Annotated in this window: 24 protein-coding genes; 19 read left to right on the top strand and 5 right to left on the bottom strand. The window is 65.4% G+C overall.

Annotation, left to right across the window (positions count from 1 at the left end):
• Positions 1 to 79 precede the first annotated feature (79 nt).
• The 6 genes from XarjCFBP7645_RS22205 (at position 80) to XarjCFBP7645_RS11190 (ending at position 6,817) form a co-directional block, all read left to right on the top strand.
• Positions 80 to 967, top strand: a complete 888-nt coding sequence (locus XarjCFBP7645_RS22205; RefSeq protein ID WP_429001467.1) for a cysteine peptidase family C39 domain-containing protein — start codon at positions 80 to 82, stop codon at positions 965 to 967.
• Entirely contained in the window at positions 964 to 1,320 is a 357-nt protein-coding gene (locus XarjCFBP7645_RS11210) for a hypothetical protein (protein ID WP_104537544.1), read from the top strand. The genes XarjCFBP7645_RS22205 and XarjCFBP7645_RS11210 overlap by 4 nt, the downstream gene beginning before the upstream one ends.
• A 376-nt stretch (positions 1,321 to 1,696) precedes the next feature.
• Positions 1,697 to 2,026: a hypothetical protein gene (locus XarjCFBP7645_RS21390; protein WP_181126292.1), complete on the top strand. Its 330-nt coding sequence runs from the start codon at positions 1,697 to 1,699 to the stop codon at positions 2,024 to 2,026.
• Positions 2,027 to 2,252: 226 nt separating this feature from the next.
• Positions 2,253 to 2,741: a TspO/MBR family protein gene (locus tag XarjCFBP7645_RS11200; RefSeq protein WP_429001462.1), complete on the top strand. Its 489-nt coding sequence runs from the start codon at positions 2,253 to 2,255 to the stop codon at positions 2,739 to 2,741.
• A 588-nt stretch (positions 2,742 to 3,329) separates the two neighbouring features.
• Entirely contained in the window at positions 3,330 to 5,837 is a 2,508-nt protein-coding gene (gene thrA / locus XarjCFBP7645_RS11195) for a bifunctional aspartate kinase/homoserine dehydrogenase I (protein ID WP_104537541.1), read from the top strand.
• A gap of 29 nt (positions 5,838 to 5,866) precedes the next feature.
• The gene (locus tag XarjCFBP7645_RS11190; protein ID WP_104537540.1) at positions 5,867 to 6,817 is read left to right on the top strand and encodes a homoserine kinase; all 951 of its coding nucleotides are present in this window, start codon (positions 5,867 to 5,869) and stop codon (positions 6,815 to 6,817) included.
• 74 nt (positions 6,818 to 6,891) lie between these two features.
• On the opposite strand, the gene XarjCFBP7645_RS11185 is transcribed toward XarjCFBP7645_RS11190, so the two are convergent.
• The gene (locus tag XarjCFBP7645_RS11185) at positions 6,892 to 7,206 is read right to left on the bottom strand and encodes an EthD family reductase (RefSeq protein ID WP_104537539.1); all 315 of its coding nucleotides are present in this window, start codon (positions 7,204 to 7,206) and stop codon (positions 6,892 to 6,894) included.
• A 146-nt stretch (positions 7,207 to 7,352) separates the two neighbouring features.
• Between XarjCFBP7645_RS11185 and thrC the strand changes: the two genes are divergently transcribed.
• Positions 7,353 to 8,660 (top strand): threonine synthase, encoded by a 1,308-nt coding sequence (thrC, locus tag XarjCFBP7645_RS11180; RefSeq protein WP_104537538.1) that lies wholly within the window; start codon positions 7,353 to 7,355, stop codon positions 8,658 to 8,660.
• 101 nt (positions 8,661 to 8,761) lie between these two features.
• Positions 8,762 to 9,508 carry a murein L,D-transpeptidase catalytic domain family protein gene (locus XarjCFBP7645_RS11175; protein ID WP_104537537.1) on the top strand — a complete coding sequence of 249 codons (747 nt, stop codon included), beginning with the start codon at positions 8,762 to 8,764 and terminating at the stop codon, positions 9,506 to 9,508.
• A gap of 245 nt (positions 9,509 to 9,753) precedes the next feature.
• Here XarjCFBP7645_RS11175 and XarjCFBP7645_RS11170 read toward each other — a convergent pair whose 3' ends face one another.
• Positions 9,754 to 10,377: a Crp/Fnr family transcriptional regulator gene (locus XarjCFBP7645_RS11170; protein WP_181126291.1), complete on the bottom strand. Its 624-nt coding sequence runs from the start codon at positions 10,375 to 10,377 to the stop codon at positions 9,754 to 9,756.
• Between the two features lie 246 nt (positions 10,378 to 10,623).
• Between XarjCFBP7645_RS11170 and hisS the strand changes: the two genes are divergently transcribed.
• The 11 genes from hisS (at position 10,624) to XarjCFBP7645_RS11115 (ending at position 21,488) form a co-directional block, all read left to right on the top strand.
• On the top strand, positions 10,624 to 12,057 hold the full coding sequence (gene hisS / locus XarjCFBP7645_RS11165; protein WP_104537535.1) for a histidine--tRNA ligase: 1,434 nt from the start codon (positions 10,624 to 10,626) through the stop codon (positions 12,055 to 12,057).
• Between the two features lie 223 nt (positions 12,058 to 12,280).
• Positions 12,281 to 12,607 (top strand): YerC/YecD family TrpR-related protein, encoded by a 327-nt coding sequence (locus XarjCFBP7645_RS11160; protein WP_039521339.1) that lies wholly within the window; start codon positions 12,281 to 12,283, stop codon positions 12,605 to 12,607.
• A 9-nt stretch (positions 12,608 to 12,616) separates the two neighbouring features.
• Positions 12,617 to 13,531: an ATP phosphoribosyltransferase gene (hisG, locus tag XarjCFBP7645_RS11155; protein WP_104537534.1), complete on the top strand. Its 915-nt coding sequence runs from the start codon at positions 12,617 to 12,619 to the stop codon at positions 13,529 to 13,531.
• Entirely contained in the window at positions 13,528 to 14,823 is a 1,296-nt protein-coding gene (gene hisD, locus XarjCFBP7645_RS11150; protein WP_104537533.1) for a histidinol dehydrogenase, read from the top strand. The genes hisG and hisD overlap by 4 nt, the downstream gene beginning before the upstream one ends.
• On the top strand, positions 14,820 to 15,911 hold the full coding sequence (gene hisC / locus XarjCFBP7645_RS11145; protein ID WP_104537532.1) for a histidinol-phosphate transaminase: 1,092 nt from the start codon (positions 14,820 to 14,822) through the stop codon (positions 15,909 to 15,911). The genes hisD and hisC overlap by 4 nt, the downstream gene beginning before the upstream one ends.
• Positions 15,908 to 17,035, top strand: coding sequence for a bifunctional histidinol-phosphatase/imidazoleglycerol-phosphate dehydratase HisB (gene hisB, locus XarjCFBP7645_RS11140; protein WP_104537531.1), 1,128 nt, complete (start codon positions 15,908 to 15,910; stop codon positions 17,033 to 17,035). The genes hisC and hisB overlap by 4 nt, the downstream gene beginning before the upstream one ends.
• Positions 17,032 to 17,634 carry an imidazole glycerol phosphate synthase subunit HisH gene (gene hisH, locus XarjCFBP7645_RS11135; protein WP_104537530.1) on the top strand — a complete coding sequence of 201 codons (603 nt, stop codon included), beginning with the start codon at positions 17,032 to 17,034 and terminating at the stop codon, positions 17,632 to 17,634. The genes hisB and hisH overlap by 4 nt, the downstream gene beginning before the upstream one ends.
• On the top strand, positions 17,631 to 18,365 hold the full coding sequence (gene hisA / locus XarjCFBP7645_RS11130) for a 1-(5-phosphoribosyl)-5-[(5-phosphoribosylamino)methylideneamino]imidazole-4-carboxamide isomerase (RefSeq protein ID WP_104537529.1): 735 nt from the start codon (positions 17,631 to 17,633) through the stop codon (positions 18,363 to 18,365). The genes hisH and hisA overlap by 4 nt, the downstream gene beginning before the upstream one ends.
• Positions 18,359 to 19,135, top strand: a complete 777-nt coding sequence (hisF, locus tag XarjCFBP7645_RS11125; RefSeq protein WP_104537528.1) for an imidazole glycerol phosphate synthase subunit HisF — start codon at positions 18,359 to 18,361, stop codon at positions 19,133 to 19,135. Before hisA ends, hisF begins: the two co-directional genes overlap by 7 nt.
• Entirely contained in the window at positions 19,125 to 19,745 is a 621-nt protein-coding gene (hisIE, locus tag XarjCFBP7645_RS11120) for a bifunctional phosphoribosyl-AMP cyclohydrolase/phosphoribosyl-ATP diphosphatase HisIE (protein WP_104537527.1), read from the top strand. The genes hisF and hisIE overlap by 11 nt, the downstream gene beginning before the upstream one ends.
• A gap of 156 nt (positions 19,746 to 19,901) precedes the next feature.
• The gene (locus XarjCFBP7645_RS11115) at positions 19,902 to 21,488 is read left to right on the top strand and encodes a calcineurin-like phosphoesterase C-terminal domain-containing protein (protein ID WP_104537526.1); all 1,587 of its coding nucleotides are present in this window, start codon (positions 19,902 to 19,904) and stop codon (positions 21,486 to 21,488) included.
• Between the two features lie 283 nt (positions 21,489 to 21,771).
• On the opposite strand, the gene XarjCFBP7645_RS11110 is transcribed toward XarjCFBP7645_RS11115, so the two are convergent.
• The 3 genes from XarjCFBP7645_RS11110 to XarjCFBP7645_RS11100 form a co-directional block, all read right to left on the bottom strand.
• Positions 21,772 to 22,845 (bottom strand): C13 family peptidase, encoded by a 1,074-nt coding sequence (locus XarjCFBP7645_RS11110; protein WP_104537525.1) that lies wholly within the window; start codon positions 22,843 to 22,845, stop codon positions 21,772 to 21,774.
• Between the two features lie 318 nt (positions 22,846 to 23,163).
• Entirely contained in the window at positions 23,164 to 23,862 is a 699-nt protein-coding gene (gene mtnC / locus XarjCFBP7645_RS11105; RefSeq protein WP_104537524.1) for an acireductone synthase, read from the bottom strand.
• A gap of 2 nt (positions 23,863 to 23,864) precedes the next feature.
• Positions 23,865 to 24,431, bottom strand: a complete 567-nt coding sequence (locus XarjCFBP7645_RS11100; RefSeq protein WP_104537908.1) for a 1,2-dihydroxy-3-keto-5-methylthiopentene dioxygenase — start codon at positions 24,429 to 24,431, stop codon at positions 23,865 to 23,867.
• Positions 24,432 to 24,468: the final 37 nt, after the last annotated feature.

The raw sequence follows: 24,468 nt of genomic DNA, 5'->3' as shown, positions 1-24,468 counted from the left end.
AAAGAGGCTTTACTCCGAGAAAGTCACCAGTGAACTGAAAGCAGCAGGAAAGCTTACGCAAGAAAATTACGATAAGGCGATGGAGTCTTATTGGGAAGACCAGGGTTTCTTCATCAGCGAAAGGGGCGTCGTTTATTCCGGAAGCGTTTCAAGCAGAATATTTCCAACGTATGGTGAGATTTTTTATGGGGGCATGGGTGACCTAGCAGATAAGCTGAAATATATTCAGCCGGGCGCGTCAGGAAGTTTGCTTCTGACTGGCGAGCTGATGGCAGGTCTTGGCCAAACAGCGGCCGGATGGAGCGATTTGCTCAGTAGCGGAACTGCAATAAATTATTTTACTGGCGAACCTGTCGTTGGACTTGACGCATTTGATGCAAGATTCCTGAGTCTTGCAGACTTAGGGATGGCGGGATTGGGAAGATTGAGAACGATCAGAGATATTTTCCCTAAGGTAACCGCCGTCGATGAAATCGCTGCTGGAGGAAAGAACCCGCTAGTTAGCACCTCCATTCCAAGAAATGGCGACCGTTTATTATTAAATCAGGGCAGTACACCTACTTGCGGCCACAACTCGTGCGGCATGGTTCTTAATACTCTTGGGAAAGAGGTGGACATTGATTCTCTCATTAAGAAAATTCCACCCTCTTCGGATGGAATATTCACTCGCGATGCAGCGAATCTTCTGAGTTCAGAAGGTGTTCCATCTAGCACGTTTGGGAATAGGAGTGTGGCTGATTTAAGTAGATACACTTCAAACGGAACTCCTGTTATCGTAAGAATAACTGATGAATCGGGAGGCTCCAGATTTTCACATTTCGTTGTTGTGGACGGCGTTACAACAAGAAACGGAATTCCAGTGGTTGCTATCCGCGATCCGCACAATAAGCAATACTTTAGTCCGATCGGTGTTTTTCAAAAGTTCTTCTCAGGTGATGTAATTGTTCCAAGGAGTGCACTAAGATGAAGCTACAAATTGATTTTGCTATGAATCTGGCGAACGACGAATTATTGAAGCAAAAGAAGATACCCTGTGTTTGCAAGATTTCCAGAGATTTCGAAATTAGTTTTCCTGACTCAGCTCCAGAGTCTTCAGGAACTGTGTCCGATTGGGATCGAGGTGAGTTCGAACTAAGAGCGGTTCCAGGCACGGGAGGCCAATATACCCATAATGCTCGCAGCCTAATAACTATCGAGCGAATTGAAGGAAATATTTACAAGATCATTGATTTAGATATTTTTAATAGATTGTTCGGCTGGTGCACGGTATTGGAGGGCGGGTTATATGCTCCCCCTGGAAAATTTTGGGACGAAGAGTGAATTGGTATTCCTGGGGGCCAATTTGATTTTTTGAGATGTCCAACCGCATTGAGGTGATACAGCGTTCAAAGCATTTTCTTTTCCTTGGTTGCATCCCCAATGGTAACGGGGGTGTTGTCGGCGGCGGCTGAATAACACATAAGACATTTTAAATATAAAGTTACCGTTAATAGGAGGTAATGGTCCTAGCCCTACCCTGTGAGGTTGGCGTGATTACTGACGAAATTAAAATGCGGGTTGCTTTAGCTTAAGTGTTCTCTCAAAAATCGAAATGCCAGTGTGTTTTCGTAGGTTCGATGGGTTTACGCAGAGTGGAGGCGAAAGATTTCTTCATCAAGTCTCCGTTTCGATCATGTATTGCTGTTTGATCGCAAGGTTGGTTCAACTGGTGCCGAGCGATTGGCTTGATGTAAATGAAATAGAAAATCTGGAGGAATATTCTGAATTGCTTCTCAAGACTAATCCAAACGGTAATGGCGGGGGTGACTACATCAATGACCATGACCATGCCAAAAAAGTCATGGTTTGGATGGGCGCGAAAATTGAATGTACAGATTTAGGTGATGAAATGATTTCTTGCTATTTATCAGGTGATGGCGATATCAATGATATAAATGTTGTTAGAAAGTTCTGGGATCGATTACTAGAAATTTTCGGCAAAAATGGATGCGGCTCTATCCTCGAGAATTTGAACTGTATCCATTAGTGACCGGTTTCGGTGACTTGGGGTTACCTGCGACGTCCCCCCGCCCTGAGTAGGGATCGGGTTTAGACTCCGGTGCTAATGTCAGCCTCCCGTAAAGTTGATCCGTCGGTAATCAGAGGTCTCTGCCCTGTTTGCATCGCCTGGACAGTCAATGTGGCAGTGTGTCCGACATTCGTGGGATGCCTGAAGAGCTGCTCTCACTCGCTAGGTCTGCATGGAGATGTCGATGACAACGAGATCGCAATGGTTTGGCTTTCTCGGCTGGCTTGTGTTGTGCTACGCAGTCGCCGCGCTGGGCGCAATGGCCTCGATCCAGGCCGCCAGCTTTTATGCGGAGTTGCAGCGGCCGTCATGGGCGCCGCCAGGGTGGTTGTTCGGGCCCGTGTGGACGGTGTTGTACGGGATGATGGCAGTGTCGGCTTGGTTGGTGTGGCGCCGTGGGGGATGGGCTGGTGCGCGCGTGGCGCTGACACTGTTCGTCGTGCAGCTGGCGCTCAACGGACTGTGGAGTTGGTTGTTCTTTGCGTGGCATCTGGGGGCGTGGGCGTTCGCTGACATCCTGGTGTTGTGGCTTGTGCTGGTGGCGACCATCGGGGCGTTTGCGAAGAAGCAGGCTATGGCGGCATGGTTGTTGGTGCCGTATCTGGCATGGGTGAGCTTTGCGGCGGCGCTCAACTTTTCGGTCTGGCAGCTCAATCCTCAGGTGCTTGGCTGATCTTTCTGCTGCGCTTGCTGACTTCCACAGTGCGTCGCGACGATGGCGATCATCTACTGCTGATCCGAAGTGATCTGTTGCTTGGCGTAGTGACACCGGCAGCGATGTGATGCACTCGCGCACAAGCGATCCCTCAGCCGCATCGCATTAGCCAAGTCGTACGACTGCACCAATCCATGCTCGAAACCTGCGCAGCGCCACCCACTGAAGCCGCTCCAAAAGTTTCCATAGCAATCAATTGCTTGCGAGCGTGTCGCTTAAATCCCTGAGCCGCAAGGTTTTCTGTTCTGTTTGCCGAGCACGTGCGCCTGCCCATTCACGCAGCGCTTGACAGGCCTCAGCCCGGTGATGTCTTTTGCGTACATGCATAACGCCTGCGCCACCGCTTCGTTCACTTGTCAGCCGCAGCTGCGGCCGGGTGCGGGCGTGGCCGGCATTAGCACCACCATTACCACCGTCACCATTCGCCCGGTGCGGCCCGTCGTCTTCGCGTAACTTCCGAAAACAACGGCCCCGCACCCGGATCAGGATGCGGGGGCTTTCCTCCCTCATCTGATGCGGACGGGGCCTCCCTAACGAGGTCTGTCGATGTCATCGCCTGTTGTTTCGTTCGAACCCGCCGCTGTTCTTGCGTCCTCTGCGCGCACCGTCGTGCACAAATTTGGCGGCACGTCGGTGGCCGATGCCGAGCGCTACCGGCATGTGGCGCAGCTGTTGCTGGCACGCGACGAGTCGGTGCAGGTCACCGTGGTGTCGGCGATGAAGGGGGTGACCGATGCCTTGATCGCGCTGGCCGAACTGGCCGCGCAGAACCGCCCCGAATGGCGCGAGCGCTGGCATGAAACCCGGGCGCGCCATCGCGGTGCGGCGGTGGCCCTGCTGGGCGAGCATTCCGGGCCGACGGTGGAATGGCTGGACGAGCGCTTCGAGCATCTGTCGCAGATCCTGGGCGCATTGGCGGTGATCGGCGAGCTGCCGCGCGAGGTGCTCGACCGCGTGCAAGGCCTGGGCGAGGTGTATTCGGCGCAGTTGCTGGGCGACCATTTCCGTGCGCTTGGCGAGGATTGCGCAGTACTGGATGCGCGCGATGTGCTGGTGGTCAATCGCGGCGAACTGGGTGTCGATGTGGACTGGGACACCAGCGCGCAGCGGCTTGCGACCTGGCGCCAGGCGCATCCGCAGACGCGCGTGGTGGTCACCGGGTTTGTGGCGCGCGACCGCGCCGACCGCATCACCACGTTGGGGCGCAACGGCAGCGATTACTCCGGCGCGATCTTCGCGGCCTTGTTCGATGCCGATGAGCTGCATATCTGGACCGACGTGGATGGCGTGCTGTCGGCCGACCCGCGCGTGGTGCCCGAAGCGGTGCAGCTGGAAACGCTGAGCTACGACGAAGCCTGCGAGCTGGCCTATTTCGGCGCCAAGGTGGTGCACCCGCAGACCATGTCGCCGGCCATCGAGCGCGGCTTGCCGATCATCATCCGCAACACCTTCCAGCCCGAACATCCGGGTACGCGCATCACCGCCAGCAGCGCGGTGAGCGGGCCGATCAAGGGGCTGACGCTGAGCCCGGATCTGGCCGTGCTCAACCTGGAAGGCACCGGCCTGATCGGCGTGCCAGGCACCGCCGAGCGGGTGTTCGCGGCGCTGCGCACGGCGCAGGTGTCGGTGGTGATGATCTCGCAGGGCTCGTCGGAGCATTCGATCTGTTGCGTGGTCAAGCAGCACGAATCCGAGCGTGCACGCAATGCCTTGCTGCAGGCCTTTGCGCATGAACTCACGGTAGGTCAGGTGCAGCGTGTGCAGCTGACCACCGGCATCAGCGTGCTCGCCGCAGTGGGCGATGGCATGGCCGGGCAGCCGGGTGTGGCGGCGCGGCTGTTCGAGTCGCTGGGGCGTGCGCAGGTCAATATCCTGGCGATCGCGCAGGGTTCGTCGGAGCGCAACATCTCGGTGGCCATCGACGCGGCGCATGCGACCAAGGCCTTGCGCGCGGCGCATGCCGGCTTCTGGCTGTCGCCGCAGACGTTCTCGGTGGGCGTGATTGGCCCGGGCAACGTGGGCGCGGCGTTGCTGGACCAGTTGCGCATTGCGCAGCCGCAGTTGCTGGGCAAGGCCAACCTGGACCTGCGCCTGCGCGCAGTGGTCTCGCGCGGCCGCATGCTGCTGGACGAGCGCGGCCTGGTCGGCTACTGGCGCGATGCTTTCGCCTCCGCAGCCACCGCGACCGATCTGGAGCGTTTCACCACGCACCTGTTATCCGCGCATCTGCCGCATACGGTGATCATCGATTGCAGCGGCAGCGCGGAAGTGGCCGATCGCTATGCGGACTGGTTGGCTGCCGGCATCCATGTGGTGACGCCGAACAAACAGGCCGGCTCCGGCCCGTTGCAGCGCTATCAGGCGATCCGTGCGGCGGCCGATGCCAGCGGCGCGCGCTTCCGTTACGAAGCCACCGTGGGCGCGGGGCTGCCGGTGATCACCACGCTGCGCGATCTGGTTGATACCGGCGATGCGGTGACCTCGATCGAGGGCATCTTCTCCGGCACCCTGGCCTGGCTGTTCAACAAGTACGACGGCAGCGTGCCGTTCGCCGAACTGGTGACGCAGGCGCGCGGCATGGGCTATACCGAACCGGATCCACGCGACGATCTGTCCGGCGTGGATGTGGCGCGCAAGCTGGTGATCCTGGCGCGCGAAGCCGGGCGCGAGATCAGTCTGGAAGATGTGCAGGTCGAGAGTCTGGTGCCTGAAGCACTGCGTCAGGCCAGCGTGGACGATTTCATGGCGCGCCTGCATGAGGTGGATGCGACGTTTGCGCAGCGCCTGGCCGATGCACGTGCACGCGGCAATGTGCTGCGCTATGTCGCGCAGCTTCCGCCGGATCGCGCACCGAGCGTGGGGCTGGTCGAACTGCCGGCCGATCACGCATTCGCCAACCTGCGCCTGACCGACAACGTGGTGCAGTTCACCACGCGTCGCTACTGCGAAAACCCGTTGGTGGTGCAAGGCCCGGGCGCTGGCCCGGAAGTCACCGCGGCCGGCGTGTTTGCCGATCTGCTGCGGGTGGCGGCGGGCGAGGGGGCACGCTTGTGAATCAGGCGGTTGCAGACCAGTCTGCGGAGATGCAACAGGTGGCGATTGCAGCGCGCGAGCTTGGCCAGGCACGCGCCTTCGCACCGGCCTCGGTGGCAAATGTGGCGGTGGGATTCGATCTGCTCGGCTATCCCATCGACGGCGTCGGCGACACCGTCACGGTGCGGCGCATCGATGCGCCTGTGGTGCGCATCGCCGCCATCCGCGGCACCACCGTCGCCCTGCCGCTGGATGCGGTGCGCAATACCGCGGGCGCAGCGTTGATGTCGTTGCGCGCGGCGCTGGCGCTGCCGTTCGGTTTCGAGATCGAGATCGACAAAGGCATCGCGCTGAGTTCGGGCATGGGCGGCTCGGCAGCGTCGTGCGTGGCGGCCCTGGTGGCGGCCAATGCGCTGCTGGATGCGCCGCTGCGCAACGAGCAGCTCTACCAGCACGCACTCGATGGCGAGGCGGTGGCCAGCGGCAGTCGTCACGGCGACAATCTGGGCCCGTTGTTTTTAGGCGGACTGGTGTTGTGCACGCTGGAGCGTCTGGTGCCGATCAACGTGCCGGCGGCGTGGCACAGCCTGCTGGTGCATCCGGATGCGGTGCTGGAAACCCGCCGCGCGCGCGAAGCCCTGGCCGGCGACTATCAACTGCGCGAGTTCGTCGCACAGAGCACCAACCTGGCCTTGGTACTGGCCGGCTGCCATGCCGGCGATGCGGGTCTGGTGCGTGCAGGCCTGCGCGATGTGCTGGTCGAACCACGTCGCGCGCCGCTGATCGCCGGCTTTGCCGCTGCCAAGCACGCCGCGCTGGATCACGATGCATTGGGTGCCAGCATCTCCGGCGCCGGCCCGAGCGTGTTCGCCTGGTTCGCATCGCGCGCGGCCGCCGAAGCTGCGGCCGCCGCTGTGCAAGCCGCATTCGCAGGCGTGGGCCTGGACAGCCAGCACTGGGTGTCCCCGATCGCCAGCCCGGCCGCGCGGTTGCTCGCATGAGCCATCGCGCGCATGTCGGTGTCGATCGATCGCCCGCGCATGGCAGGCAGCCCGTGCAGCGCGCAAGACACGCTTCAACCGACCACCACCTCGCTGATCTGCATCACCGGCGCAAGATCGGTGTAGTTGGGAATGTCGCCGAGGATTTCCTCGGCATGCGGCCCGAAACTGGCGCCGAAGGCTTCCACCGATTCGCAAAAAATGTGGCACATGCCGATGAAGGGCGGGATGCTGCCCGGTTCGCCGCCGCTGATGCCCTTGTCCACCGTATAGCGCAGGCAGGCCGCGCCCATCCGCGCGCTCACCAGTGGCATGTGCGTGTCGCGGTAGTAGGCATGGTCGAAGCGGGCGCCGTCGCGGTACGGGTACATCACGCTGACCTTGATCATCTGCCGGCTCCACTGGAAGGTGCGCGCAGCATAGCGCTGCGCTGCCCTTGCCGGGCGCCGCCGCGGCGCAGCGCGGCCATGCCGCAGTGTCCGGCCTTCCCATTCACGGGCAACGCCCCGTCTTCGTCTTGTCTGGAGTCGTCACCATGAACTTCCTCTCCACCCGTGGCGGCGCGCCCGCCGCAAGCCTGAGCCAGGCGATTGCTGCCGGCCTGGCGCCCGATGGCGGGCTGTACGTGCCGCAGACCCTGCCGTCGGCACGCACGCTGACGGCCGGCACCACACTGGCCGACACCGCCGCCACGCTGCTGCAGCCGTTCTTCGACGGCGATGCGCTGGCGGCCGAGCTGCCGGCCATCTGTGCCGAAGCCTTCGACTTCCCGGCGCCCCTGGTGGCCCTTGGCACCCCCGGCGACTACGCGCTGGAGCTGTTCCATGGCCCGACCGCCGCGTTCAAGGATTTTGGCGCGCGCTTTCTTGCGGCCTGCCTGACCCGTCTGCGCCGTGCCGAAGAGCGTCCGCTCACCATCCTGGTCGCCACTTCCGGCGACACCGGCGCGGCGGTGGCTGCGGCATTCCATCGCCAGCCGGGTCTGCGCGTGGTGGTGCTGTATCCGGACGGGCGCGTGTCGCCGCGCCAGGCGCATCAGCTGGGCTGCTTCGGCGACAACATCCACGCCCTGCGCGTGGCCGGCTCGTTCGACGCTTGCCAGGCGATGGTCAAGCAGGCCCTGAACGATGCCGACCTGCAGGCGCAGCTGCCGCTGAGTTCGGCCAACAGCATCAGCCTGGGCCGCTTGCTGCCGCAGATGAGTTACTACGCGCACGCCGCCCTGCAGCACCATGCCGGCGCGGGGGCGGCGCTGAATCTGGTGGTGCCCACCGGCAACCTGGGCAACGGGCTGGCGGCGATCCTGGCGCGCGCGCTCGGTGTGCCGCTGGGCCGTATCGCACTGGCGTCCAATGCCAATCATGTGTTGCCGGATTATTTTGCCGGCGACGATTACGCGCCGCAGCCCAGCATCGCCACGCTGGCCAATGCGATGGACGTGGGCGCGCCGAGCAATTTCGAACGGCTGCGCTGGCTCTACCGGGGCGACGATGCCGCGTTGCGCGAGGCCTTCCGTGCGCTCTCGGTGGACGATGCGGCGATCCGCCATACCGTGCAGCAACGCTTTGCGCGCTACGGCGAGGTGCATTGCCCGCATACCGCCACCGCCGTGCATGTGCTAGAGCAACTGCGCGCAGAAGGGGCCGAGGGCGGCACCGGCGACTGGGCGGTGGCGGCCACCGCGCATCCGGCCAAGTTCGAGGGCGTGGTCGAGCCGCTGATCGGACGGGAGGTGGAGGTGCCGCCGGCACTGGCCGCGTTGCTGCAGCGTCCTGCGCATGCCGAAATGCTGGCGCCGGACTACGCGGCGTTCCGGCAGCGCCTGCTTGCGGATGCGGCCTGACCGAACGCGTTCAGCCTGCCGGGGTTGGAAAGTGCCGCACATGCGGCTATTTGTAGGAGGTGCGGTTCCGCCATGGCGCCGCGTCCGATGTGGGTCGTTGCATGTCTTATCGAGTGATCGCCGTTGCCGCCGCGTTGTGCGGGGGGGCAGCGGCTGGAACGGCCAGTGCGGCCGATGCCATCTCCGCCGCGCCGTTGCCGGGGCTGGGCGCACCGCGTATCGGTCTGGTCGATGCATTGGCGCGGCAGGCGCCGTCGCTGGATCGCCAGGTGCTGGCCCTGGCGGCCGAGGCACTGCAATGCGCGCGGCAGCGCCAGCAGGTGGGCGCCGAGCGCGTGCTCAGCGTCATCGACTACAGCCGGCCGTCGACCGAGCGCCGGCTATGGGTGTTCGATCTGCAGCGGCAGCGGCTGCTGTTCCAGGAGTGGGTGGCGCATGGGCGCAACACCGGCAACAACCTGGCGGCGAAGTTTTCCAACGACGACGGCAGCTTCCAGTCCAGCCTGGGCGCGTTCACCGCGCAGGAGTCGTACACCGGCCACAACGGCTATTCGTTACGGCTGAAGGGCCTGGAGCCCGGCTTCAACGACCATGCGCGCGACCGCGCGATCGTGATCCATGGCGCGCCCTATGTCAGCGAGGCGGTGATCCGCACGCAGGGCCGGCTCGGCCGCAGCCTGGGCTGCCCGGCGGTGCGCCCGGCGGTCGCCAAACAGTTGATCGATACCCTGCGTGAAGGCGCCTTCGTGTTCGCCTACTACCCGGACCGGGCCTGGCTGCGACAATCGCGGCTGCTGGGCGGCGGCTGCGGTGCGTCGGTGGCGAGCGCCAATGTGGGCGGTCGCTGAGTCGTTATAGAGGGCGCGGGCTGCGACGATCGCGCGATCGGCCTGACGTGCTGGCATCGCGTTCGGATCTGCGGATCAGTCACGCGGCGATGCTTGCCTGCTGTGCGAGGCACAACGCGTCGCCGGTGATCTGGTGCGGACGGGCGCCCAAGGAATCCCGCGTTTGGTGATGCCAACGTCCACCGCGTTTGCGCCGGTGGGTACACGCGCTTGCTGGTCGCATCGGTTCTGCGAGCTGGCACGTTTCAGGCAGTATCGCCCGCCAGGCCACGCAGCGCCGCGTAGTCCAGGATCTGCACCAGATGCAGCTGCGGCAGCGCGATCAACTGCTGTTGCTTGAGTTTGGTGAAGGTGCGACTCACCGTTTCCACGGTCAGTCCGAGGTGGTCGGCAATATCGCTGCGGCTCATCGGCAGCGCCACGGTGTCGCCGCTGGCGCCGGGCTGGGTGGAGCGGGCGGCCAGGCGCAGCAGGAAATGCGCCAGCCGTTCGCTGGGCTGCAGGCGTGCCAGCAGCAGGCCGGTGTCCTGCGCGGCGGCGAGTTCCATGCTGGCGCGCTGCAGCAGCTTGCGTTCCAGCTGCGGATAGCGCTCACGTAACTGGCGCATCTGTGCCATTGGCGTGCGGCAGACCCGGCTGTCGATGATGGCTTCGATATCGTGGCGGTGCTGCGGCGTTTCGGTCAGCCCCACGTAATCGCCGGGCAGCACGAAGCCGGTGACCTGGCGGCGGCCGTCGGCCAGCGTGCGCACCATGCGCAGCGCACCGGAGGTCAGCGTGTAGACGTGATGACGGGTGTCGCCGGCGCGCACCAGGGTGCTGCCGGGCGCATACGACTGGGTCGTGGTGGGCTGGTCGAGCGCCTCCATTTCCTGCGGCGACAGCGCTGCGCAAATGGCCCGGCCGCGGACCGCGCACAGTGCGCAGTCGGAACCGCGCGCATCGCCGCGCGCGGCCGCGCTGGGCGCCGGGCAGGTGGTGCTGAGTTCTGAAAGCTGCCGGTACATGGGTCACGCACTGCTGGAACGCGTACGAATGATACGCCATGCGGTCGGCGAGGCCGCCCAGCCGGTAGAATTGTGCGTTCGCCACATTGCCCTGCAGGAGTTTCGCTCGTGATCAAGCCCCGTACGCCGCCCGGCATCATGGAATTGCTGCCGCGCGAGCAGATCGCGTTCCAGCGCATGCTGGACGTCATCCGCCGCAACTACGAGCGGTTCGGGTTCCTGCCGGTCGAGACCCCGGTGTTCGAGCTGTCGGACGTGTTGCTGACCAAGTCCGGCGGCGAGACCGAGCGCCAGGTGTACTTCGTGCAGTCCACCGGCGCGCTGGCCAATGCCGCCGCCGCGGCAGACGAAGGCGGCGAGGGCGGTCTGCCGGAGCTGGCGCTGCGCTTCGACCTCACCGTACCGCTGGCCCGCTACGTGGCCGAGCACGAGCACGACTTGAGCTTCCCGTTCCGCCGCTACCAGATGCAGCGCGTGTATCGCGGCGAGCGTGCCCAGCGCGGACGTTTCCGCGAGTTCTACCAGTGCGACATCGACGTGATCGGCAAGGATGCGCTGAGCATCCGCTACGACGCCGAAGTGCTGGCGGTGATCCACGCGGTGTTCGCCGAGCTGGGCATCGGCGCGTTCAAGGTGCAGTTGAACAACCGCAAGCTGCTGCGCGGCTTCTTCGAAAGCCTGGGCGTGGCCGAGGGCGAGCTGCAGCTGGCGGTGTTGCGCGAAGTCGACAAGATCGACAAGCGCGGCGCCGACTACGTGCGCGACACGCTAGTGGGCGAAGGTTTCGGCATCGCCGCCGCGCAGGTCGACAAGATCCTGGCCTTCGTGGCGGTGCGCTCGAACGGGCATGCCGATGCGCTGGCGCAGCTGCAGGCGCTGAGCGCCTCGGCCGCTGCGAGCGCGACGCTGGGCGAGGGCATCGCCGAGCTGCGCGAGGTGCTGGAACTGGTCAAGGCGCTGGGCGTGCCCGAGAGCGCCTACTGCCTGAACTTCTCGATCGCGCGCGGGCTGGACTACTACACCGGCACGGTCTACGAGACCACGCTGACCGACCACCCGCAGATCGGCTCGATCTGCTCGGGCGGCCGTTACGACAGCCTGGCCAGCCACTACACCAAGTCCAAGTTGCCCGGTGTGGGCATCTCGATCGGCCTGACCCGGCTGTTCTGGCAGCTGCGCGAGGCCGGCCTGATCCAGGGCATCGCCGAGAGCAGCGTGCACGCGATGGTCGCGCTGATGGACGAGTCGCGTCTGGACGACGCGCTGGATATCGCGCGCCGGCTGCGCATCGGCGGCATCAATACCGAAGTGCAGATGGAGCCGAAGAAGATCGGCAAGCAGTTCCAGTACGCCGCACGCGCGGGCATCCGCTTCGTGGTGCTGGCCGGCGACGACGAGCTGGCGCGCGGGGTGGTGGCGGTCAAGGACCTGGTGCGCGAGCAGCAGTTCGATGTGGCCCGCGACGAGCTGGCCAGCACCTTGCTGGTGGAGCTGGAGCAGGCCAGGGCAATGCTGGTGGCCGGGGGCGTCAACGGCGACTGACGCCTCCAAAAGCAGTGTGATGGCGCCCCCAGGTCGGTAAAGATGGGGAGTGGCGCTCACCGCTTACCGGAACATGCACAGACCCACTGGCACCTCGGTGTCGGTGGGTTTGTCGTTTCTGACCCGCCGCATGGCATGGGGCTTCCCTGAACGCTTCGCCTGTCGGACCTGTCCCATGGTCCGCATTTGCGTTAACGTACTAACACGCTATTACATTAACGCAATGAAACAACGACCTGCCCCCCGCGAAAGTGCCGATGCCGCCGCCTCCCTCAAGATGCTGGCCGATGCGCTGGCATGCCTGAAGGAGCCCGGCGCGGTCGAGGCCTTTCTGCGCGATCTGTGCACGCCCGCCGAGCTGGAGGCCATGTCCGACCGCTGGCGGGTGGTGCCCTTGTTGATCAAGGGCGTGCCGTATCGCGAAATCCACGAGCTGACCCAGGTCAGCGTGACCACCATCGGGCGCGTTGCGCGCACCCTGGAACATGGTGCCGGCGGCTATGCCGAGGCCCTGCGCGAGCAATCGTCGCGCCCTGTCGAATCCCACTGAGAGAACAAGATGAGTGCTTCCACGGCAGCCCCGGCACGTGACCGGTTGCGTATCGCCATCCAGAAGAGCGGCCGCCTGGCCGAACCGGCGCGCAGCCTGCTGGCGGCCTGCGGGCTGAGCTGGCGACAGAGCCGCGACAAGCTGTTCTGCTACGGCGAATCGCTGCCGGTGGACCTGCTGCTGGTGCGCGACGACGACATCCCGGGCCTGATTGCCGATGGCGTCTGCGACCTGGGCATCGTCGGCCAGAACGAACTCGAAGAGCAGGCATCCGAGCGCCGCCGCAACGGCCTGCCGGCCGCGTATCACGCCGTGCGCGGAGTCGGGTTCGGCCAGTGCCGGTTGATGCTCGCGGTGCCGGAAGAGTGGGACTGGCAGGGTGTGGCGCAACTGGCCGGCAAGCGCATCGCCACCAGCTACCCGGCGATCCTGGCCGACTGGCTGCAGCGCCAGGGCATCGACGCGGCAGTGGTGGAGTTGTCCGGCTCGGTGGAAATCGCTCCGCGCCTGGGCACCGCCGATCTGATCTGCGATCTGGTCTCCAGCGGCGCCACCCTGGCCGCCAACCAGCTCAAGCCGGTCGAGCTGGTGATGGAGAGCGAAGCGGTGCTGGCCGGTGCGGTCCGCGAGCCGGCCGACGCACGCACCGCGCTGCTGGCGATGCTGCTGCGGCGCATGGACGGCGTGCTCAAGCTGCGCGATAGCAAGCTGCTGATGTTCCGTGCCGAGCAGGACAACGTGGATGCACTGCGTCGTCTGCTGCCCGACGCCGAGCCGCTGGTGCAGCTGCCCGACGACGGCAACGGCGCGTTGCGCCTGCAGACCATGTGTCATGGGGCGGTGACCTGGCAACGCTTGGAAGAACTCGAACGCGCAGGTGCGCAAGGTCTGATGGTGTTGACGGTGGAGCGCTCGCTGGCATGAAGATTCTCGATTGGTCGCAACTGGACGCCGCTGCGCGGACGCAGGCATTGACCCGCCCGGTGCAGACCGTGGCCACGCAGACGCGCGAGGCGGTGGCTGCCCTTATTTCCGATGTGCGCGCACGCGGCGATGCCGCACTGCGCGAGATCACTGCGCGTTTCGATGGCGTGGCACTGGACAGCTTCGCGGTGAGCCAGGACGAATTCGCCGCCGCGCAAGCGGCGGTGGCGCCGGAGCTGCGGCAGGCCATGCAGGATGCGGTGGCGCGCATCGACAGCTTCCACCGCGCCGGCATGAGCGACGGCTATGCGGTGGAAACCGCACCGGGCGTGGTGTGCGAAAAGATCGTGCGGCCGATCGGCCGGGTCGGCCTGTACGTGCCGGCCGGCAGCGCGCCGTTGCCCTCGACTGCGTTGATGCTGGGTGTGCCGGCGCGTCTGGCCGGGTGTCGCGAGGTGGTGCTGTGCACGCCGCCGCGCAAGGACGGCAGCGTGGATCCGGCGGTGCTGGTCGCCGCGCAGCTGACCGGCGTGCGCCGCGTGTTCAAGCTCGGCGGTGCGCAGGCGATTGCGGCAATGGCGTACGGCACCGAATCGGTTCCCAGTTGCGACAAGCTGTTCGGCCCGGGCAACAGCTTCGTCACCGAGGCCAAGCAGCAGGTGGCGCAGTCCGGCGCGGCGGCGATCGACATGCCGGCCGGCCCATCCGAAGTGCTGGTGATCGCCGATGCCGGCGCGCAGCCGGCCTTCGTTGCCGCCGATCTGCTGTCGCAGGCCGAACACGGCCCGGACTCGCAGGTGCTGCTGCTGTCCGACAGCGATGCGCTGATCGCGGCAGTGCAGGTGGAACTCGATGCCCAGCTGGCGCAACTGTCGCGCGCCGGGATCGCGCGCCAGGCGCTGGCGCAATCGCGCCTGATCAAGGTGCAGACGCTTGACGATGCGTTTGCGATCAGCAACCGCTATGCACCGGAACATCTGATTCTCGCGCTACGCGAACCGCGTGCGTGGCTGAGCCAGGTCGAAGCGGCCGGCTCGGTGTTTCTCGGCGATTACACGCCAGAAGCGCTGGGCGACTACTGCAGCGGTACCAACCACGTGTTGCCGACCAGCGGTGCGGCGCGCGCCTACAGCGGCGTGAGCGTGGCCAGCTTTCAGAACATGGTCAGCGTGCAGGCCGCCAGCAAGGCCGGTATCGACGGCATCGGCGCATGCGCGCTGATTCTGGCGCGCGCCGAAGGCCTGGATGCGCACGCCAATGCAGTGGCCTTGCGCATGGGGGTGGCAGCATGAGCACGTCATCGATTCTGCAACTGGTGCGCGAGGACCTGCGTGCGTTCGCCGGCTATTCGTCGGCACGCACCAGCGCCTTGCAGGGCGACGTGTGGCTCAACGCCAACGAGTCGGCCTGGGGCAATCCGGCCGACCCGGGCGCGAGCACGCGGCGCTACCCGGATCCGCAACCCAAGGGTCTGCGCAGCGCACTGGCGGCGCTGTACGGCTGTACGCCCGAGCAGCTGTTGATCGGCCGCGGCAGCGACGAGGCGATCGATCTGCTGGTGCGCGGCCTGTGCGTCCCCGGGCGCGATGCAGTAGTGGTGACCCCGCCGGTGTTCGGCATGTACGCGGTGTGCGCGCGCCTGCAGAACGCACCCCTGGCCGAAGTGCCGCTGGTGGACGGGCCTGCAGGTTTCCACGCGGATATCGCCGCGATCGTCGCGGCAGCGCTGGCCTCGCGGGCCAAGTTGGTCTTTCTATGTTCGCCGTCCAACCCGGCCGGGTCGGCGATTGCCCTGGACGACATCGAAACCGCGGTGCAGGCCCTGCAGGACAAGGCGCTGGTGGTGGTCGACGAAGCCTACGGCGAATTCTCCGATGTGCCGTCGGCAGTGAGCCTGCTTGCGCGCTACGACAATCTGGCAGTGTTACGCACGCTCTCCAAGGCGCATGCGCTGGCAGCGGCGCGCATCGGCAGCCTGATCGCCAACGCCGAGCTGATCGCCCTGCTGCGGCGCTGCCAGGCGCCATACCCGGTGCCGACGCCGTGCGCGGCAATGGCCGAGCAGGCCTTGTCGGCGCCTGCGCTGGAGGTCACGCGTCGGCGCATCGCCGAGGTGCGCAGCGAGCGCACACGCGTGCACCAGGCGCTGGAGCAGCTGGCCGGTGTGCGTCAGGTCTATCCCTCGCAGGGCAACTTCTTGCTGGTGCGCTTCGACGATGCCGAAGCGGCATTCCAGGCGCTGCTGGAGGCCGGTGTGGTGGTGCGCGACCAACGCGCGGTTGCGCAGCTGTCCGACGCGTTGCGCATCACCCTGGGCACGCCCGAACAGAACGAGCGCGTGCTGAGCGCGCTGCAACGCAAGCAGGAGGCCGCCGCATGACCCCGATTCTTTTCGTTGACCGCGACGGCACGCTGATCACCGAGCCGGCCGATTACCAGATCGACGCCTACGAAAAACTGCGCCTGGTCGACAACGTGATTCCGGCGATGCTGAAGTTGCGCGATGCCGGCTATCAGTTCGTCATCGTCAGCAACCAGGACGGGCTGGGCAGCGACGGCTATCCGCGCGCGTCCTTCGATGGCCCCAACAACCTGATGCTGCAGATCTTCGCCAGCCAGGGCATCGCGTTCCGCGAGGTGTTGATCGACTGCAGCTGGCCGGCCGACAACGCGCCCACGCGCAAACCCGGGGTTGGCCTGATGGTGCCTTACCTGCAGGACCGCACGATCGACTGGGCACGCTCGGCAATGGTGGGCGACCGCATCACCGACATCCAGTTCGCGCAGAACCTCAATATCCGTGGCTTCCAGCTGCGCACCGACGAGTTCGGCGGCGAATGGGACTGGCCCGGCATCGCACACGAGCTGGCCGATGCGCCACGGCGCGCAGTGGTTCAACGCAACACCAAGGAAACCAAAATCCGCGTCGAACTGGATCTGGACCGTGTGGCCGAGCCGAAGACCGCCACCGGCCTGCCGTTCTTCGACCACATGCTGGAACAGATCGGCAAGCACGGCGGCTTTGCGCTGGACATCCGCGCCGAAGGCGATCTGCACATCGACGAGCACCACACCATCGAAGACACCGGTCTGGCGCTGGGCCAAGCCCTGCGCGAGGCGCTGGGCGACAAGCGCGGCATCGGCCGTTACGGCTTCGATCCCGACGACAGCCCGTGGCGCGTGGCCGGCGCCACCGCGCAGCATGGCTTCACGTTGCCGATGGACGAAACCATCGCCAGTGCCGCGCTGGATTTCAGTGGCCGGCCGTACTTCGTATTCGAAGGCGAGTTCAAGCGCGAGCGCGTGGGCGACATGCCGACCGAGCTGGTGCCGCATTTCTTCCGCTCGATCTGCGATGCCTCTGGCTTGAACCTGCACCTGAGCGTGCGTGGCGAGAACGATCACCACAAGGTCGAAGCCTGCTTCAAGGCCCTGGCACGTGCGCTGCGTCAGGCGATCCGTCGCGAAGGCACGACGTTGCCCACCACCAAGGGTGCGCTATGACCGATGTCGCGTTGATCGATGCCGGCGGCGCCAATCTGGGCTCGGTGCGCTATGCGTTGGAGCGGCTGGGCGTGGAAGCGCGCCTGGTCCGCGATGCAGCAGGGTTGCAGGGCGCGCAGCGGGTGATCCTGCCTGGCGTCGGTGCCGCGCCCGAGGCGATGTCACGCCTGCGCGCACAGGGCCTGGTCGAGCCGTTGCGACAACTGCAGGTGCCGCTGATCGGCATCTGCCTGGGGATGCAGTTGCTGTTCGAGCATTCCGAAGAAGGCGATGTCGATTGCCTGGGCTTGCTGCCGGGCATCGTGCGTCACATGACGCCTGCGCTCGGCATCCGCGTGCCGCATATGGGCTGGAATCAGTTGGTGCCGATGCGCGCGTCCGCGCTGCTGGCCGGCTTGCCGGAGCGTGCCAGCGCGTACTTCGTGCATGGGTATGCCGCGCCGGTGACGGCCGACACCGTGGCAGCCTGCGATCACGGCGGCCTGTTCACCGCGGTGGTGCAGCAAGGCCTGCGCTGCGGCGCGCAGTTCCACCCCGAGCGTTCGGCCGAGGCCGGTGCACGCATCCTGCGCAATTTTCTTGAGATGAGCTTCCCATGAGTTTCACCGTTTACCCGGCGCTGGATATCCGCAACGGCCGCGTGGTGCGCCTGCTGCAAGGCGACTACGCGCGCGAGACGCAGTACGGCGACGATGTGCTGGCGCGCGCGCAGGCATTTGCCGATGCCGGCGCGCAGTGGATGCATCTGGTCGATCTGGATGCGGCAAAGGCCGGTGGTTACACGCTGGCCATCACACTCGGCGAGATCGTCCGTACCACCGGCTTGCGGGTGCAGACCGGCGGTGGCGTGCGCTCACGCGCCGATGTGGCGCGCATCCTCGATGCCGGCGCCGCACGCGTGGTGATCGGCTCGTTGGCGGTGCGCCAGGCCGACAGCGTCATCGAATGGCTGCAGGAATTTGGCGCCGACCGCCTGACCATCGCGCTGGACACGCGCCAGGACGCCGACGGCGTATGGCAGTTGCCGGTGCATGGCTGGACCGAAGCTGCCGAGGCCACGCTGGATCAGTTGGCCGTGCGTTACGCGCAGGCCGGCCTGCAGCATCTGCTGTGCACCGACATCGCACGCGACGGCATGCTGTCCGGCCCGAACATGGATTTGTACGCGCACCTGCGCACGCTGGCGCCGCAGTTGCAGGTGCAGGTGTCCGGCGGTGCGCGCAACCTGGCCGATGTCGCGGCCGCCAGGGCCGCCGGCTGCGCCGGCATCGTGCTCGGCAAGGCCTTGCTGGAAGGGCATCTGGTGTTGAAGGAGGCATTGGCATGCTGAGCCGCCGCATCATTCCGTGCCTGGACGTGCGCGATGGACGCGTGGTCAAAGGCGTCAAGTTCCGCGACCACATCGACATGGGCGACATTGTCGAACTGGCGCTGCGCTACCGCGACCAGGGCGCAGACGAGCTGGTGTTCTACGACATCGGTGCCAGCCCGGAAGGGCGTTCGGTCGATTACACCTGGGTCGAGCGGGTGGCGCGGCTGATCGATATCCCGTTCTGCGTGGCCGGCGGCATCGGCGATGTGGAAACCGCGCGCGCGGTGCTGCATGCCGGTGCCGACAAGATTTCGATCAACTCGCCGGCGCTCGGCAGGCCGCAGTTGATCTCCGAACTGGCCGACGCCTTTGGCGTGCAGTGCGTGGTGGTCGGCGTCGACTCGATCCGCGAGCAGGACGGGCAATGGCGCGTGCGCCGCTACACCGGCGACCCGAGCAAGACCCAGGCCTTGCCGATGCGCACCCTGGACTGGGTGGCCGAAGCGCAGCGCCTGGGTGCCGGCGAGATCGTGCTCAACTGCATGGACAACGATGGAGTGCGACGCGGCTACGACATCGCGCAGCTGCGTCAGGTGCGCGCGTTGTGCCACGTGCCGCTGATCGCTTCCGGCGGTGCGGGCGAGATGCAGCATTTTGCCGACGTGTTCGACCAGGCCGATGTGGATGGCGCGCTGGCGGCAAGCGTGTTTCACAGCGGCGCGATTCCGATCCCGGAACTCAAGCAATTCCTGCGCGCGCAACAGATCGAGGTACGTGATGGGCAGTGACGAGATGACAGCGGGCGACGCGCTCGCCGCGCTGGACTGGAGCAAGGCCGACGGCCTGTTGCCGGTGGTGGTGCAGGACGCCGACAACCTGCGCGTGTTGATGCTGGGCTACATGAACGCCGAAGCGCTGGCGGTGACGCAGCAGCGTGGCGAAGTGACCTTCTTCAGCCGCAGCAAGCAGCGCCTGTGGACCAAGGGCGAGAGCTCGGGCAACGTGTTGCGGGTGGTGTCGATCGAGACCGATTGCGACGCCGACACGTTGCTGGTGCAGGCGCGCCCGCACGGGCCGACTTGCCATGTGGGCCGCACCAGCTGCTTTCCGGGCGCCCCCGGCCAGTTCCTCGGCAGCCTGGATGCCTTGATCGCCACGCGCGAGCAGCAGCGCCCGCACGGCAGCTACACCACCAAGCTGTTCGAACAGGGCATCCGCCGCATCGCGCAGAAGGTGGGCGAGGAGGGCGTGGAAACTGCACTTGCCGGTGTGGTGCAGGGCGATGCCGAGTTGCTCGGCGAGTCGGCCGACCTGCTGTATCACCTGATCGTGCTGCTGCGCGCGCGCGGCCTGGGCCTGGGCGACGCAGTGGCGTTGCTGGAGTCGCGGCACAAATAACGCGGTCGCGTCGCAGCGCACCCGGGCGCGATGGGCGTTATCGGTAAGGCCCGTCGCGCCCGGGTGCGCTCCTACGGAATGTGTCGGCGTGTCTTTCGCGCCGTGCGCCTGGCGAGGGCGGGTACAATTTCCGCCGATCTTCGCGCGGGAAAACGCATGCAGCTTCGCTTCGCTCTGTTGGCCCTGGGTGTGCTCGCGGGAAGCGCGTACGCGCGCGATGCCGTGGTCGACGGCACCGTCTACGAAGAACGCGACGGGCGTGCCGGGCGCAGCGCCGATGAGCCCGGCATTGCCGATGTCACCGTCTCCAACGGCGAGCAGCTGGTGCGTACCGACGCGCAAGGCCGCTACCGCCTGCCGGTGCGCGACGGGCAGACGGTGTTCGTGATCAAACCGGGCGAGCGCAGCTTCGTGCCAGCCGCCGACGGACTGCCGGGTTTCTGGCGTCACTACGCGCCCAAGGGCTCGGCCAAGCGCAACTACCCAGGCATCACAGCGACCGGGCGCAACACGCGGCACTGGGATTTCGCGCTGACCCCGCGCGCCAGTGCCGGCAAGCAGGGCTTCCAGATGCTGGTGTTTGCCGACAGTCAGACCGCCAGCCTGACCGACGTGGGCTATTACCAGCGCGATATCGTGGCACCGATCGTCGGCAAGACCTCGGCCAGGCTGGGCACCACGTTGGGCGATATCGTCAGCGACGATCTGAGCCTGTACCCGGCCCTGAACAAAGTCACCACCCAGCTGGGCGTGCCGTGGTTCCATGTGCCGGGCAATCACGATCTCAATCTCGACGCGGGCGACGATGCGCATTCGCTCGACAGCTGGCGTGCCGTCTACGGCCCGGACACCTATGCGGTGGAAGAGGCCAATGCCAGCTTCGTGTTCCTGGACGATGTGATCTATACGCCAGGCGGCAAACCGGCCTATGTGGGCGGCCTGCGCGAGGACCAGTTCGCGTTCCTGAAGGCCTATCTGGCGCAGCTGCCGCGCGAGCGGCTGCTGGTGCTGGGCATGCATATTCCGCTGTTCGACGCGGCGCCGGGGCAGGAGACCTTCCGGCATGCCGATCGTCGCCGCCTGTTCGCCTTGTTGAAGGATGTTCCGCATGTGCTGGTGCTCAGCGCACACAGCCATACCCAGCGACAGGTCGATCACGGCGCCGACGAAGGTTGGCAGGGCGCCCGCCCGCTGCACGAATACAACGTCGGCGCGGCCTGCGGTGCGTTCTGGTCCGGTGCCAAGGATGCCGACGGCATTCCCGACGCGACGATGAGCGACGGCACGCCCAACGGGTACGCGGTGCTGCAGGTGGCGCCCGGCGGCGACTACACGCTGGCCTATCACGTCGCACGCTCGGCCGATGACGCGCAACTGCTGCTGCATGCGCCCAAGGTGCTGCGCCAGGGCGCGTACGCGGCCTGGGGGATCTACGCCAACGTCTTCATGGGCCAGGACGACACCCTCGTCGAGATGCGCATCGACAATGGCGCATGGCAGCCGATGAAGCGGGTGGAGCGCGCCGATCCGCGCCTGCTGGCCGAGAACGTGCGCGACGATGCGGCCGAGCAATTGCGCGGCTACGACCGCTCGCCCGAGGCCACGCCGTCCACGCATCTGTGGCGTGGCGCGTTGCCGACCACGCTGGAGGTGGGCGAGCATGCGGTGGACGTGCGCGCATCGCTGCCGACCGGGCAGTACGGCGCACGCACGGTGTATCGCTTGCAGCGCGCCGATCCCTGATGGGGAGGCGTGCGTGGTGCGAGGGCTCCGGTGTGGAGTCCGTCGCGCATGCATGCGGCCCTGCGGTGTCCTGTCGATTCGTTCGCGTCATGGACCACGCTTGAACCCTATCGCCGGATACACAAACGCCTCCACAAGGGAGGCGTTTTGGGATCCGGGCTGGCAGGCGATGGCGCGCTGGCGGGGATCAATGCTGGCTGGCGTGCGCTGGCTGGCCGGGCGAGTGTAGCGAGGCTGCGCAAGCGCTGACGAAATGAGAATTAGTCTCAGCGCGTGGCGATCGTCAAGGTGTCGCTGGTGCCGGCACGGGCGACGGTTTGCGTGGGCTGGCGGCTGCGGCCGGCACCTTGGCCTTGATCGGGCTGTCCAGCGACTTCGTCTCGGAATCTGCTTCTGGATCTAGATCCTGCCCGGCGTCCGGAGCGGTTTCCAGCGGCGGATACGGGTAGGCCACGGCCGGGCCTGCATGCAGGCCTGCACGCCAGCGTGCCAGCACCGGCGCGATGCGCTTGCCGAGCGACTGCTGCGGCAACGACGGCAGTTCGCCTTCCTGCTGCTCGCGCGCAGTGATCGCTGTCCTGGCCATATCGAACGCGGCCAGCGGGTCGTCGCTGCGGTTCATCGCATCGATCAGCCAGGCCTGGCCGAAGTAGGTCGCGTTGGAGGTGTTGCCGCAGCCGAACGAGGGCCGGTCTGCACGCGCGGCGGTGAGGATCAGCGTGTCCGGCGAACGCAGCGCCGGAATGAAGCCGCCCGAGTAGCACGCCGACAGCACGATGATGCGATTGCCGATGCCGGCATCGTCCAATGCCTGGCGCAGATCCTGCGGGCTGATGAAGTCCTCCTCGTTCTGGTCCACCTGCACGTACAGCGTGTGGTCCTCTGTGCCATGGGTGGTGACGAACAGCAGCAGCGCGTCTTCCTTGCGATCCATGCGCTTGCCGATTGCGGCGAGCGTGTCGTAGAGGTTGTCGTAGGTCGCCAGCGGCGCGTACGGCTGCTCGCCCAGATTGTCCGGGTTGTTGACCAGCGTCACCACGCGGCCGCGTGCATCGAAGCGTTGTTCGAACAGCTGCCTGAGGTAGAGCGTCTCGTTGCGAAACACCTCGTCGCTGGCATCGCCGGCGAAGCCGACCACATACAGGTCGGTCACGCCGGGGCGCTGCGGCTGCAGCGCGTTCAATGCCTGCGCAAGCGCAGTCTGATCGACCGGGTCGACCTCATCCTTGCCTGCCGCCTGGTTCGGCAGTGCGGCACCGGCATCGGGATGACAGCCGGCCATCAAGGCCACGATGACGATCAACAAGGACAGGCGCCGCAGCAAGGCGTTCAGTCCGAAGGGGGAATGCAGCGACATGACAAACGCCGAGGTCTGGGAGAACGGGTGGAGCGCGCAGGCGCAGTAATCGCAACACAGGCCATGACGCTGCACAACGTCCATCGATCCGCGTCAAGCACATCTTGCAGAGCACGTGGCGTGCAGCAGGCCTTGCATGCCAGGCCGCGCCCATCCGCATCGTCGAGGCCCGCTGACCCAAGCCTGCAAGCGCCGCGCGAACATGCCGCCGGGCAGGTGCGGACGGCGTGCTTGGACCGCAACCTATCAGGAGCGCATGCAGCACCGAATAACGACTGCGCTCACCCGAGGGTGAGCGCAGTCGGTTGTCTACCGCGCTTACAGCGCCAGCTTGGTGAAACTCTCCACGCGCTGGTGACTGCCGATCTCGTCGGCCGAACGTGGGGTGGGGTAGTCCTCGAGACGGTCCAGCAACGCAGTGCGCATGCCTGCACGCTTGGCGGCGTCCAGCTCCTCGATCACGTCCGACAGGAACAGGATCTCGCCCGGCGGCACGCCGATGCGTTCGGCGATGCGGCGGTAGCTGGCGCTCTCGCGCTTGGGGCCGACCTCGGTATCGAACCAGTCGCTGACCAGCCCGCTCAGGTCGCCGGCATCGCTATGGGCAAAGAACAGCTTCTGCGCCGGCACCGAGCCGGACGAATACACGTACAGCGGGATGCCGGCCGCGTGCCAGGCCTGCAGCTGGATCGCCGCATCGGCATAGATGTGCGCAGTGAAGTCGGCGGTCCTGTAGCCGTCGCTCCAGATCATCCCCTGCAGGGCCTTGAGTGCGGTGTGCTTGCGATCCTCGTCGATCCAGGTCTGCAGGGTGCTGACCAGGACCTCGTCCGGCACGTCCTCGCCGATTTCGTCGGCCACCTGATTGAGCCAGTGCCGCACCTGCGGGTGACCGCCGTGCTCCTGCACGTAGGCCGGCATGGCGCGGCGCGCATACGGAAACAACACGTCCTTGACGAACGAGATGCTGCTGGTGGTGCCTTCGATATCGGTGAGGATCGCTTGCGGTCGTGTCATCGTCAGCTGGCCTTTGGAGGTTTCTCGGGGGCGTAGCGGGGGAATTGTTGGGCGATCTCGGTGCCGGTGAAGTGGCCGACCCAGCCATCGGGCTCGGTGAAGAAGCGGATCGCCACGAAGTGCGGCTCCGGCCCCATGTCGAACCAGTGCAGGGTGCTGTCGGGCACCGCGATCAGGTCGTCCTTCACGCATTCGATCTCGTAGACCTTGTTGTCCACGTGCAGCGTGAACTGGCCCGAGCCGGCGACGAAGAAGCGCACCTCGTCTTCCTTGTGGAAGTGCTCGTCCAGGAACTTGGCGCGCATTTCCTCGCGCTTGGGATTGTCCGGCGCGATGCTGACCACATCGACGGTCTTCAGCCCGCGCTCGGCGCTGAGTCGCTCGATATCCTCGCGGTAGGCGGCCATCACCTGCTCGGGTGATGCGCCCGGCTCGATGGGCTGATTGGCCTTCCAGCGCTCGAAGGTCACGCCGATCTTGCTCAGCTCGGCGGCAATCTGCTCGCTGTCGCGGCTATCGAGTTGTGGCAGGTTGGGATCGGAATCGTTGTAGATGCGAAGTCGGCTCATGGCGATCTGGCTCACAAGGAAAGGGGGAGGTGGCGAG

This window comes from Xanthomonas arboricola, assembly GCF_002940665.1.
In the GTDB taxonomy this organism is placed as follows: domain Bacteria; phylum Pseudomonadota; class Gammaproteobacteria; order Xanthomonadales; family Xanthomonadaceae; genus Xanthomonas; species Xanthomonas arboricola_B.
The sequence above is the reverse complement of the archived record's forward strand: the minus strand, read 5'-3'. Positions and strand labels throughout refer to the sequence as shown.